10 protein-coding genes are annotated in these 12,106 nt (G+C 69.5%); 2 read left to right on the top strand and 8 right to left on the bottom strand.

Annotated features, from left to right (window positions below):
• Positions 1-20: 20 nt before the first annotated feature.
• The 6 genes from SM754_RS03465 to SM754_RS03440 form a co-directional block, all read right to left on the bottom strand.
• Positions 21-1,550 carry a GAF domain-containing sensor histidine kinase gene (locus SM754_RS03465; RefSeq protein ID WP_323674818.1) on the bottom strand — a complete coding sequence of 510 codons (1,530 nt, stop codon included), beginning with the start codon at positions 1,548-1,550 and terminating at the stop codon, positions 21-23.
• 97 nt (positions 1,551-1,647) lie between these two features.
• Positions 1,648-3,147, bottom strand: coding sequence for a proline--tRNA ligase (proS, locus tag SM754_RS03460; protein ID WP_323674817.1), 1,500 nt, complete (start codon positions 3,145-3,147; stop codon positions 1,648-1,650).
• A gap of 71 nt (positions 3,148-3,218) precedes the next feature.
• On the bottom strand, positions 3,219-3,836 hold the full coding sequence (locus SM754_RS03455) for an 8-oxo-dGTP diphosphatase (protein ID WP_323674816.1): 618 nt from the start codon (positions 3,834-3,836) through the stop codon (positions 3,219-3,221).
• A gap of 100 nt (positions 3,837-3,936) precedes the next feature.
• The gene (locus tag SM754_RS03450; RefSeq protein ID WP_323674815.1) at positions 3,937-4,404 is read right to left on the bottom strand and encodes a DUF488 domain-containing protein; all 468 of its coding nucleotides are present in this window, start codon (positions 4,402-4,404) and stop codon (positions 3,937-3,939) included.
• A gap of 61 nt (positions 4,405-4,465) precedes the next feature.
• A complete protein-coding gene (locus SM754_RS03445) occupies positions 4,466-5,308 on the bottom strand; it encodes a hypothetical protein (protein ID WP_323674814.1) in 843 nt (280 codons plus the stop codon).
• Between the two features lie 84 nt (positions 5,309-5,392).
• Positions 5,393-5,899 (bottom strand): DUF7984 family protein, encoded by a 507-nt coding sequence (locus SM754_RS03440; RefSeq protein WP_323674813.1) that lies wholly within the window; start codon positions 5,897-5,899, stop codon positions 5,393-5,395.
• 301 nt (positions 5,900-6,200) lie between these two features.
• Here SM754_RS03440 and SM754_RS03435 point away from each other — a divergent pair, with 301 nt between their 5' ends.
• On the top strand, positions 6,201-8,120 hold the full coding sequence (locus SM754_RS03435; RefSeq protein ID WP_323674812.1) for a beta-CASP ribonuclease aCPSF1: 1,920 nt from the start codon (positions 6,201-6,203) through the stop codon (positions 8,118-8,120).
• A 48-nt stretch (positions 8,121-8,168) separates the two neighbouring features.
• Here SM754_RS03435 and SM754_RS03430 read toward each other — a convergent pair whose 3' ends face one another.
• Positions 8,169-9,797 (bottom strand): hydroxysqualene dehydroxylase, encoded by a 1,629-nt coding sequence (locus tag SM754_RS03430; RefSeq protein ID WP_323674811.1) that lies wholly within the window; start codon positions 9,795-9,797, stop codon positions 8,169-8,171.
• A 189-nt stretch (positions 9,798-9,986) separates the two neighbouring features.
• On the opposite strand from SM754_RS03430, the gene SM754_RS03425 reads away from it, so the two are divergent.
• The gene (locus SM754_RS03425; RefSeq protein ID WP_323674810.1) at positions 9,987-10,334 is read left to right on the top strand and encodes a DUF192 domain-containing protein; all 348 of its coding nucleotides are present in this window, start codon (positions 9,987-9,989) and stop codon (positions 10,332-10,334) included.
• A gap of 204 nt (positions 10,335-10,538) precedes the next feature.
• Here the strand turns inward: SM754_RS03425 and SM754_RS03420 are convergent, their stop codons facing one another.
• A complete protein-coding gene (locus SM754_RS03420; RefSeq protein WP_323674809.1) occupies positions 10,539-11,537 on the bottom strand; it encodes a transcription initiation factor IIB in 999 nt (332 codons plus the stop codon).
• Between the last annotated feature and the right edge of the window lie 569 nt (positions 11,538-12,106).

The following is a 12,106-nucleotide window of genomic DNA, read 5'->3' as shown; positions in this document are numbered from 1 at the left end:
GACGCACCCCGACGCCCGATTCAGGCGACGTGGAACTCGAAGCGCGCCCCACCCTGCTCGCTCTCCGCGACCGCCGGCTCCCACCCGTGCGCTCGCGTGATACGAGACACGATACCGAGCCCGAGACCCGTCCCCCCGTCGCTCGTCGAGTACCCCGCCTCGAACACGCGCTCGCGTTTCCCAGGCGGGATACCCACCCCGTCGTCCGCCACGAAGAACCCGGAGCCGTCCGCGAGCGCATCCACGACCACCGTCACGCCCGCACGCCCACCGTCCGGCTCGCCCGACGCCACGTCGCGCTCCCCGCCCGCCGTCATCGCGTGCTCCTGCGCGTTCCGGAACAGGTTCTCGAACACCTGCAGGAGACGGTCGCGGTCCGCCGCCACCACACCCGGCTCACGAACCTCCAGCGAGGACGCGGACGCACTCACGCTCCCCCACGCCTCGCGCGCGACCGACGCGACGTCCACCTCCGTCGTCTCGTCCACGTCCTCGCCCTCGCGAGCCAGCGTCAGCACCTCCTCGATTATCGACTCCATGCGCTCGAACGCGTACTCCACGTCCCGGGCCGTCCCCGGGTCGCCCGTCTCCCTGTACAGCTCGAACGACCCCCGGCCGAGACTCAGCGGGTTCCGGAGGTCGTGCGCGACCACGCTCGCGAACTCGTCGAGGCGCTCGTTCTGGCGCTCCAACGCCTCCCGCTGCTCGTGCAGTTGCTCGCGCTGGCGCGCCTGCTGGATCGCGGCCGCCGTGTTCTCCGCGAGGATCTCCGCGAACCGCCGGTCCGAATCGTCGAACTGGTCGCCGAACTTCCCGAGCGACAACACGCCGAACTCGCCGATCGGGACGTACATCGTGAACGCGAACGCGTCCCGTTCGTAGGGGTCGTCCGGCCCGATCTCGTCCACGACCGTCTTCCCGTTCCGGAACGCCCGCCCGTGCGGCGAATCGTCCACCGGATACGGCGGCCGTTCGTCGATGTCCTCGACCCGTCCACCGAACGTCACGTGCCGCAGGACGTCCGCCTCGGGGTCGTACTCGCGGACCGCCGTTCCCGGGAACCCGAGGACGTCGTCCGCCGCCTCCCCGCAGCGTTCGTACGCGTCCGCCGGCGTGTCCGCCGTCATCAGGTTCCGGGTCGCGTCGTGCAGCGCCTCGACGGTCTCGTCGTACCGCTCGCTCGTCCCCAGGTCCGTCAACGACCACACGAACCCGCGCGTCTCCCCGTCCCGCCGGAACGGCGTCACCGTCGCCTCGTAGAGGTACCACGACCCCTCGCCGGCACGGCGAGCGCGCGCCTCGAAGGTCACCTCCGTCGCGGACTCCGCCGACAGCGACGCCGCCGCGTCCTGGTACGCCTCGAACGTCCGACTCGCGAGCAACCCCTCCTCGACGAGAGCGCGAAGGTGGTCGCCGACGAGGTCGTCGAAGTCTCGGCCGAACAGGACCGAACACCGGTCGTTCCCCGTCGAGACGCGACCGTCGCGCGTCACGACGAACACGGCACCGGGGAACGACTCCAGAACGGAGGACGTCGTATCGTCGAACATGAAGGACGAACCAGTAATCGTCAGAACATTTCGACCGCTCGGATAAGAGCGTATCGGCGATATCGACCCGCGAGTACCGCCCCGGCGCGCGACCCCGTCAGTACGTCTTCGCGAAGTACGCGACCTCGGTCGCGTCCTCGCCACACATCGTGCACTCGTCGCCCTCGACCTCGACCTCTTCGCCGCCCTCGACGGCCGCCTCCGGCGCCACGCCGTCCTCCAATGGCAGCATCGCGATTTCCGCGGCGACCTTCTCCTTGATGACCTCCTCGCACGCCTCGTCGCCGCACCACGCCGTCTTCACGAACCCGCCGTGCTGGCCGATGGTCCCCATGATCTCCTCGGGCTCGTCGGCCGTGCGGACGTTCTCCGCGAGGTTCTCGGCGGCGTTCGCGTACAGCTCGTCGAACACCGTGTCGAGTTGCTCGTCGACCTCGTCGACGAGCTCGGTCCGGTCGAGCTCGCGCTTCGTGTTCTGGTTGTCCGACCGCCGGACCGCGGTGACGACCTCGTCGTCGACCTCGTTCGGGCCGATCTCGATGCGGAGCGGGACGCCCTTGAGCTCCCACTCGTTGAACTTGAACCCCGGATTGCGTTCGTCGCGGTCGTCGAGATGCACGCGAACGTCCCCGGCGTCCTCCAGTTCCGCCGCGACCTCCGTCGCGTACTGGAGCACCTCGTCCTTGGTGTCCTCCTGCCAGATGGGGACGATGACGACCTGCTCGGGCGCGACCGCCGGCGGCAGCACGAGCCCCTGGTCGTCGCTGTGGGTCATGATGAGCGCACCGAGCGCGCGCCACGACAGCCCCCACGACGTCGTCCACGCCGTCTTCTCGTCCTCGTTCTCGTCCGTGTACGTCACGTCGTACGCCTCCGCGAACGACTGCCCGAGCGCGTGACTCGTCCCGCCCTGCACGCTCTTCCCGTCGGGCATCAGCGCCTCGACGGTCGTCGTCACGTCCGCGCCCGGGAACTTGTCGTGCTCGGGTTTCTTCCCGCGCAGCACCGGGATCGCGAGCACGTCCTCGTAGAGGCGCTCGTACTGCCCGAGCCGCATCATGACCTCGTCGAGCGCGCCGTCCTCGGTCGCGTGCGCCGTATGCCCCTCCTGCCAGAGGAACTCCTTCGTCCGGAAGAACGGCTTCGTCTCCGTCGCCTCCCACCGGATGACGCTACACCACTGGTTCAGGCGCATCGGCAGGTCGCGGTGACTGCGCGTCCACTCGCTCATGAACGGCGTGATGATCGATTCGCTGGTGGGGCGCACCGCGAGGCGCTCCTCGAGCTCGTCGTACCCGCCGTGCGTCACCCACGCGACCTCCGGGTCGAACCCCTCGACGATGTCCGCCTCCCGTTCGAGGAACGACTCCGGGATGAGCACCGGGAAGTACGCGTTCCGCGCGCCCGTCTCCTTGAACCACCCGTCGAGGTGGTTCTGGAGGCGCTCCCAGAGCTCGTAGCCGCGCGGTCGGGTGACGATGAAGCCCCCCATCGGCGCGTAGTCCGCGAGTTTCGCCTTCTGGACGACCTCCGCGTACCACTCGCCCGTGTTGTGGTTCTTGCTCTCCGTCACGCCGAGTTCCTGCTCGCCACTCATTGAGCGAACCGACGCCGACCGCGACCTTAAGGCCACTGAAGCCCGTGGCCGCCTTCCCCACTGGTCTCGGTTCAGTCGTCGTCGAGCGCGACCGCGACCGCGACGTCGTGCGCGAGCAGTTCATCGCCGTCCGCGTCGAAGTAGAAGACGCCGCGGATGGTGTCGCCGTCGAGGACGTGCGGCAGCCAGAGTTCGTCGTCCTCCCACATCTCGTCGTAGGGCACGTCCCGGCGGGCGCGCCACTCGGGGAACGCCTCCGGCGTCTCGGTCGGTTCGCCCGACGCCTCGCGGGCGACGTAGACGTGACAGCAGAACACGTGCTCGCGGCCGAAGTAGAAGTCGAACTCGCCGCGCTTGAGCAACCCGGCGACGTCGACGCCCGTCTCCTCGCGGGTCTCCCTCGCAGCCGCCTCTCGCACGGTCTCGCCGGGTTCGACCTTCCCGCCGGGGCCGTTGTAGAGGTCCGCGCCGAGCCCGCGGCGCTTGCGGATCATGAGGAGTTCGTCGTCGCTCGCGAGCGGCAACTCGCCGCGGAGCGGATAGCAGATGGTCGCGTCGTCGCGCTCGCTCGCGAACGCCGCGCTCGGCACGCGCTCGGCGACGTCCACGTCGGCGTGCTCGGTCCAGACGCCGTCTTCCGCTCCGTCGCCACCCGCGGTCGCCTCGCTCGCGGTCGACCCCTCGTCCATGCCCGACCGTGAGCGCGCGGGGACAATCAAGCGTTCGGACGCGGACGCCAAGTCAGCCGTTCGCGGACGCCAGGCCAGACGTTCGGACGCGGAGCCCTGGTCAGTCGTCGTCGGCAGCGAGGCGCGATTCGATGACGTCCCGCAGGATGGTGCGGTGACAGCGCTTCGTGTCGGTGTTCTCGAAGCAGACGAGCGCGACGGGCTCGCCGTCGCGGACGCGTTCGGCGAGCGATTCCAGCGCGACGGCGGCGTCCGCGTCCGACTCGAGGTGCGCGCGATAGCGCGCCGCGAAGTCGGTCTCCAGCCACGCCTCGTTGTGCGCCTCCCGCTCGCAGACGCCTCGCATCTCGAAGTCCTCCTGGCGCTGCTTCGTCTCGTCGAGCAGCGTCTCGGGCGGTGCGAGCGCCGGCTCGTTCTCGTCGACGCTCCCCGAGAACCACCGCGTCGGCCGCCGGACGACGCCGACGCGCGTCGCGTCGCCGACGTCCGCGAGGTCGTGCTGGAGCGCCGCGACGTACGTGTCGAGCACCCGGCCGCGGCCAGTCGAGTCGGTCGCGTCGTCGGTCACGCTCGGGGCGACGGCCGCGACCCACTAAGTCGCTCGGTCGTCGTCGGCACCCTGTCCGAGGTCACTCCGTGGTCGTTGGCACCTGGACCGTTCGCACCAGTTGCCCCGACCCCCAGTCGAGGACGACCCGCTGGTCGTCCACGCTCGGGACCAGTCCCACCGTCTCCGTCACCGTCCGCGTCTCGTTTGCGGCGACCGGCACGCGAATCTCGCCCTGGTCGGAGACCGCGCGCGTCCCGAGCTCCGCGAGGAACTCGCCGTCGCCCTCGCCGACGTTCGCGACCGTGAACGACACCTCGACCTCGTCGCCGTCGGCCGTCCCGGGGACGTCGAACGACCGCACCTCGAACGCCGGCGGGGCAGCGAGCGACGCCGCGACGGTCGCGGGCAACGGGAAGACGACGGTCTCGGCGTCGCCGTTCCACGCGAGCGACACGTCTCCGGGGTCGACGTCGAGCGCGAGCGCGAACGCGAGGTGGACGCCGTCGGTGAACGGCTGAACCGAGTCGCGAACCGGGTCGACGGCGTCGCCGTCGACGCGCAGCTCGCAGGCGGCCTCGGCGGCCGCCTGCGCGTCGTCCCCGGAGACGTCGAGTTCGACGACGACGTACTGGCGGTCGGCGTCCGCGCTGACGCTCGGGTGCGCGCCGGCGAGGAGCGTGACGATGGCGCTCGACGTCCGCGCCGACACCAGTTCGACCGACCGGCCGTCGACGTCGTGTCGCTTCGCGGGCCCGGCGTCGTCGCCGTCGCCGGCGTCGTCGGTCGTCCCGTCGGTGGTCGTCGACCGCGTCCCCTGGGTGTCGGTCGCCCCCGGACCGGCGCCGGCGTCGAGGCAGCCGGCGGTCGCAGCGAGAGCCGGGAGCGCACTCGCCAGGAGGGCACGGCGAGAACGTGAAGGCATACGTCCACCAGCGGCCACGCAGCGTAAGTGCTTTGTCGAGACTGCAACGCGGGTTTCACCGCGAACGGTTCGAGGCGAGTTCGACTATCGGTCCGCACGCTCGACGGCCGCCTCGACCGCGAACGGACTCGGTTCCTCGGTCCACCCCCAGCCGGGGACGCGCTCCTGGACGCCCGCGGCGAGCGCGGCGTCGAGGTCGTCCGCGCCCGCAGCCTCGTCGTCGTCCCCGTGCGTGTGGATATCGGCGAAGTGGAACGTCGCCTCCCCTAGCAACCTGAGGGGCTGCCCGCCGGCGATCGTGCCCGCGAGCTCCCGGCCCAGTACCTCGTCGACGACGAACCCCGGATAGTCGCCGTCGACGTCCAGGTCCCGGAGGAGCGCGACGAGCGCGGCGACGTTCACCGCGCGGTCCCCGTCGGCGAACGTCTCGTCCACCACCGCCCGATACTGGGCGGCGTCGACGGACCCGACGTCGAGCCCGAATAGCGCGCCGAGGTCCTCGCGGACCGCGTTCACGAGCGGGACCACGACGTCCTCGCGCTCGCGCACCCACTCGTACTCGCCGGCGACCATCGTCGGCGTGACGTCCATACCCGCCGCTACCGTGCGAGGGCGCCTCAAGTTTGCGAAGGCTTTTATAACTCCGCGGAGTAACCGTCGAGTAAGCGGGTTCTCCCTGGACTCCCCCCAGTGGGCGACGAACCGTACGAGCGGTCAGCCGGCCCGGGGCACACTAACCGATGAACTACTGCTGTAATCGACAGTCCACGTTCCGCTCACGCGTCCCTCGCCGTCGCCGCGACGGCGACGACCAGCCCCGCGGCGCGTCCAGGGACCCCCTGCGAGCACGAACGCGCGTTCGCGCTCGCTGGACCCCACATCTGCAGCACTCATGAGTTCAGTAGACCGACAACTCGACGACCTGAAGGCAGAGATCACGAGCGAGATACCCGACGACATCACCGTCTCCGACGTGAAGTACGAGGGCCCGGAACTGGTCGTGTACACGCGCGACCCGAAGAAGTTCGCCCAGCAGGGCGACCTCATCCGGCAACTCGCCTCCAAACTCCGCAAGCGCATCACCGTCCGCCCCGACCCGGACGTCCTCAGTCACCCCGAGGAAGCCCGCGAGCAGATCATGGCGGTCATCCCCGAGGAGGCTGGCGTGACCGACCTCGACTTCCACGCGGACACCGGCGAGGTCGTCATCGAAGCCCAGAAGCCCGGGATGGTCATCGGGCGCCACGGCTCGACGCTCCGCGAGATAACGAAGGAGGTCGGCTGGACGCCCGAGGTCGTCCGCACGCCCCCCATCGAGTCCTCGACGGTGTCGAACGTCCGGAGCTTCCTCAAGCAGGAGCGCGACGACCGCCGCGACATCTTGGAGAAGGTCGGCCGCCAGATCCACCGCGAGGAGATGCAGGACGACGAGTGGGTCCGCATCACGACGCTCGGGTGCTGTCGCGAGGTCGGCCGCGCTGCGTTCATCCTGTCGACGCCCGAGACGCGCATCCTCATCGACTGCGGTGACAAGCCCGGCGCCGAAGGCGAAGTTCCCTACCTCCAGGTGCCCGAAGCCCTCGGCTCCGGCGCGAACTCGCTCGACGCGGTCGTCCTCACGCACGCGCACCTCGACCACTCCGCGCTCATCCCGCTCCTGTTCAAGTACGGCTACGACGGCCCCATCTACTGTACCGAACCGACGCGGGACCTCATGGGCCTCCTGACGCTCGACTACCTCGACGTCGCCGCGAAGGAAGGCCGCACGCCGCCGTACGACTCCGAGCAGGTCCGGGAGGCGATCAAGCACTGCATCCCCCTCGAGTACGGCGACGTCACCGACATCGCGCCGGACGTGAAGCTCACGTTCCACAACGCCGGCCACATCCTCGGGTCGGCGGTCAGTCACTTCCACATCGGCGACGGCCTCTACAACGTCGCGTTCTCCGGCGACATCCACTACAGCGACACGCGCCTGTTCAACGGCGCCGTGAACGACTTCCCGCGCGTCGAGACGCTCGTCCTCGAATCCACGTACGGTGGTCGGAACGACTACCAGACCGACCAAGAGGACTCCGAGCGCAAACTCAAGGAGGTCATCAACACGACCCACGACCGCGGCGGGAAGGTCCTCATCCCCGCGTTCGCGGTCGGCCGCAGTCAGGAACTCATGCTCGTCCTCGAGGAGGCGATGCGGAACGGCGACATCCCGGAGATGCCCGTGCACCTCGACGGGATGATCTGGGAGGCGACCGCGATCCACACGACGTACCCCGAGTACCTCCGCGACGACCTCCGCGACCGCATCTTCCACGACGACGAGAACCCGTTCCTCGCCGACCACTTCAATCACATCGACGGCGGCGAGGAAGAGCGCCAAGAGGTCGCTGACGGCGGCCCGTGTATCATCCTCTCCACGAGCGGGATGGTCACCGGCGGCCCGATCATGTCCTGGCTCCGCCACCTCGGCAGCGAGGAGGATTCGACGATGACGTTCGTCGGCTATCAGGCCCAGGGGACGCTCGGGCGCCGCATCCAGAACGGCTGGGACGAGATCCCCGTCAGTCGCGACGGTGGCCGCGGGAACACGATGACGATGCAGATGCACGTCGAGACCGTCGACGGGTTCTCCGGGCACGCCGACCGCCAGGGCCTCGAGAACTTCGTGCGCACCATGAACCCGCGCCCCGAGAAGGTGCTGTGCGTGCACGGCGACGAGTCCAGCGTGCAGGACCTGTCGTCGTCGCTCTACCACGACTTCAACATGCGGACGTTCGCCCCGAAGAACCTCGAGACGTTCCGCTTCAAGTAACGTCGACGTCGGTTCGCGTTCTCGCTCGTTCTCCCGGTCGCGTTCGGTTCACCGGAGTCCGCTCGTGAGTCGACGGTACCCGTCCCAGACGACGTCACTGCCGCTACCGGGATGCGGGAGGCCGAACTGCTGGGCGAACTCGTCGTGCGCGCGCAGCGGTTCGACGAACGACGGCCAGTCGAACGACCACACGCCGGCGCGTGCGGCACGGACGCCGAGCCGGTCGAGGACGACGTTCGCCGCACGGCGTCCCGCCTCGTTCGCGTTCTCCATGCTCGCCAGGTCCGAGTGCGTCCGCACGTAGTCAGCGGCGAGCGCGAGGTTCGAGCACTCGGTCGCCGCGTCCGGGCGACGGCGCCGCGAGCCCACGGTGTTGATGAGCAACGGGTCGGCGTTCCGGAGTTCGCCGACGTCCGCGTCCCACGAGAGCGCGGGGTCGACCTGCCGGTCGACGAGGTCGTCGTCGGAGAGTTCGGGGACGTGATCGCGGACCATCCGCCACACCGCGTCGCCGAGTGCTTCGCGAGTGTGCTCGCGCGCCGACCGACCGTCCGGGCCGGGCGCGTCGAAGTTCGAGATGGCGACCGAGAGCACGCCCTCGACGGCCGGGTGCGCGTCGAAGTCGTAGTCCGCCCAGAACTCGCGTTGGCTTATCGCGGTGAGCGCCCACGGCGAGTCGAGGAGCGCGACGTGCCCCCCGGCCGGCGACACGTCCCGGGAGAGGTAGAACTGGACGCCGTTCATCCACGCCGTGTCGAGGTCGTCGAGCGCGCGGAGCGACGGCGCGGCCGCGGCCAGCGCGTCCGACCGCAGTCGCCGTGCGACGCCGAGCGGCACCGCGAGCACGTACTGGTCGAACGCGACGCGTCGTTCGCCGTCGGCGTCCGCGACGACGACGCCCGTGACGCGCTCACCGTCGCTCTCGACCGCTCCCACCGGCGTCGACGGCCGGAACTCGACGCCCTCGCGCTCGAGGAACGCGACCCACGGGTCGATCCAGACGTCGCTCGTCGGGCCGTCGAGGATGCGGTCCGCGTCCCGGTCGGGCGCGAAGATGTCCTGGAGGAGCTGGAGATAGATGCGGCCGATGGTTCGCGTACTCGCCCGCTCGGGTCGCATCGCGACGAGCGTCTGCGTGATACCGTACGCCAGGTGCGTGCGGTACTCCTCGCTCATCTCCTCGGCGCGGACGAACTCCCACCAGGGGACGTCGTCGTACGCTTCCCAGCGGTCCTCGCTCGACGTCAGTAACTGGAGGAGCCGTCCGGTGAAGAACGCGGTCTCGTCCGCGGGCACGTCCTGCCCGCCGAAGAGGTCGGCGACGCGCTCGCGCCACCCTGCGAGCGTCGTCGGCGCGCTCGTCGGGACGGTCCGGCCACCGCCGATCAGCGCCTGCCGCATCTCCGGAACGGCGACGAGATGCTCCGCGACCGACCCGCCGTCGCCGTCCGGAATCCGCTCCATCGTCGCCGTGAGATGCCGGTAGAACCCCGGGAAGAACCGGAACCCGTGCTCGGCCGGGAGCGGCGCGCCGTCGGTCGGCCCGGGGAACGACCGCGCCTTCCCGCCGAATCGGTCGCGCGCCTCGAACACGGTCACGTCCACGCCCCGTACCGCGAGCTCGTGCGCGGCGCTCAGTCCGGCGACGCCGCCGCCGAGAACGGCGACGCGACTCACGGCGACCACCGTTCGATTCGTCTCATGCGCGCCGCTTAGGATGGTGGCGACAAATACGCATCGCCGGCGCGAATCAGGCGCGAGCACAGCCGACCGGCCGCGAGCACAGACGAGCGACCTCGAGTAGAGTCGAGGGAGCGGTGACCGTTGCCGGAACGCTCTTGCGTGCTGGTACCGACAGCACGCGGTATGCGAGTTCTCCACGACCGCGGCGGGACGGAGCGCGTTCTCGCCAGCGACGTCGACGTCGCCGCGTCGACGCTCGCGCGCGCTCGTGGCCTGATGTTCCGACGGTCGATCCCCGAGGAGTACGCGCTCGTGTTCGCGTTCGACGACGCGGCCGCTCGCGACGTCCACATGCTGTTCGTGCCGTTCCCTCTCGACGCGGTGTGGCTGACGGACGAGGAGGTCACGCACGTCAAGCGGCTCCGACCGTGGCTGGGGCTAGGGCGAGCGCGCGCGGACACGCTCGTCGAACTGCCGGCCGGTGCGGCCGCGGACGTCGACGTCGGCGACGTGGTTCGCGTCGAGGACTGACCGAGGACGCCGGGAGGCGGTCGAACCCGTCGCTGCTGGAGCGATGGCGAGCAGCCCACCCGTGGCGGGGCGTGCGTGCGTCGGCGAGTGGGACGCCAGCCGTGACCGACGCACGCGCTGGTCAGCGCACGCCGTCGTTGGCTGCGGGTTCACGGAAGAAGTCTCGGGTCCGTGACCGGTCGACCGAGGTGGGCCGGACGGGATTCAGGCGAGCGCGCCGTCGCGGTCGGCGTTCTCGAGGAGTTCCTTGTAGCGGTTGCGGATGGTGACCTCGCTGACGTTCGCGACGTCGCTGACGTCGCTTTGCGTGACCTTCTCGTTCGCGAGGAGGCTCGCGGCGTAGACGGCGGCGGCGGCGAGGCCGACGGGAGACTTGCCGGAGTGCAGGCCAGCGGCCTTCGCGGCTTCGAGGAGTTCGCGCGCGGTCCGTTCGGCCTCGTCGCTGAGGCCGAGCTCGCTCGCGAACCGCGGGACGTACTGGAGCGGGTCCGCGGGTTCGACCTCGAGGTTGAGTTCGCGGACGACGTACCGGTACGCGCGCTTGAACTCCATCGCGTCGACGCGCGACACCGCGGCGACCTCGTCGAGGCTGCGGGGGGTGCCGGCCTGGCGGGCGGCCGCGTAGAGCGCGGCGGTGGCGACGCCCTCGATGCTGCGGCCGGGGAGGAGGTCCTCGGCGAGCGCGCGGCGGTAGATGACGCTCGCGGTCTCCCGGACGTCGTCCGGGAGACCGACTGCGGAGGCCATGCGGTCGATCTCGCCGAGGGCCTGCTTGAGGTTGCGCTCCTTCGAGTCCCGCGTACGGAAGCGCTCGTTCCACGTTCGCAGACGCTGCATCTTCTGGCGCTGGTTCGAGGACAGGCTGTTGCCGTAGGCGTCCTTGTTCTGCCAGCCGATGTTCGTCGAGAGGCCGTCGTCGTGCATCATCTTCGTGGTGGGGGCGCCGACGCGTGACTTCTGGTCGCGTTCGCTGGCGTCGAACGCGCGCCACTCGGGGCCGCGGTCGACGGCGTCCTCCTCGACGACGAGTCCGCAGTCGGTGCAGACGGTCTCACCGTGTGACTCGTCGGCGTCGACGCGTCCACCGCATTCGGGGCAGGTCTGCGCTCCGGTTCGCTCTCGTTCGTCGTTCTCTACCGTTCGCTTCACGCTGTTGCGGTCGACTGTACGGTCTTCGGTCGTTCGTGTGAGGGAACCTGACATCGTGTGGGGGAGGGGTACCGACCGGGTCGGCTGGTTTCGGCACGTGACTCGGCCGTCTTCAGTAACCAATTGTAACCACCGCAGGTATTTAAATCAAGCGCCTAGTTTTATACTGCATGAGTCCTCTACGAGGACAGTTATCTGCCATCAAGTGCGTCTAGGCATCGCTTCCGGGTCGCTATCGTGGGATGAACCGCGAACAAGGAACTGGCAGGCGTGCCGGCGGCGAGAACGAGTCGTTGCTCGACGAGGGCGTCGAAGGCCGCGAAGCGCCCCCGCCGGTCTCGGACCGTCGAGGCTTCTGTCGAGCAACCGCGCAACCGCTCGCGTCCCGAGAAACGCCGCGCCCCAGCAGGCGACGACGAACGCAAGGACGACCCGGTGCTCGGTCACAGCAGCGCGTTCGCTCACCTGGAGCAAGAAGATGCGGACGACACGAACCGCTCGCGACGCTCGTCGTCGTTGTCCTGCGAGAAGCGCCGAGGAGGAGATTTGAACCACGGTCGCTCACTTCGTTCGCTCCCTGATTCAAATCACGCTGCTGGCGTTCTTCCAGCACGGACGACTCG

The sequence above is a fragment of the Halorubellus amylolyticus genome, from assembly GCF_034808145.1.
GTDB lineage: Archaea > Halobacteriota > Halobacteria > Halobacteriales > Natrialbaceae > Halorubellus.
Note: the sequence above shows the minus strand (reverse complement) of the source record. Positions and strands in the feature narration are given on the sequence as shown.

Coding starts and splice junctions, on each gene's coding strand:
- SM754_RS03455 (WP_323674816.1), bottom strand. CDS start 3,836: ATGGACGAGGGGTCGACCGCGAGCGAGGCGACCGCGGGTGGCGACGGA.
- SM754_RS03425 (WP_323674810.1), top strand. CDS start 9,987: ATGCGAGTTCTCCACGACCGCGGCGGGACGGAGCGCGTTCTCGCCAGC.
- SM754_RS03440 (WP_323674813.1), bottom strand. CDS start 5,899: ATGGACGTCACGCCGACGATGGTCGCCGGCGAGTACGAGTGGGTGCGC.
- SM754_RS03435 (WP_323674812.1), top strand. CDS start 6,201: ATGAGTTCAGTAGACCGACAACTCGACGACCTGAAGGCAGAGATCACG.
- SM754_RS03465 (WP_323674818.1), bottom strand. CDS start 1,550: ATGTTCGACGATACGACGTCCTCCGTTCTGGAGTCGTTCCCCGGTGCC.
- SM754_RS03420 (WP_323674809.1), bottom strand. CDS start 11,537: ATGTCAGGTTCCCTCACACGAACGACCGAAGACCGTACAGTCGACCGC.
- SM754_RS03445 (WP_323674814.1), bottom strand. CDS start 5,308: ATGCCTTCACGTTCTCGCCGTGCCCTCCTGGCGAGTGCGCTCCCGGCT.
- proS (WP_323674817.1), bottom strand. CDS start 3,147: ATGAGTGGCGAGCAGGAACTCGGCGTGACGGAGAGCAAGAACCACAAC.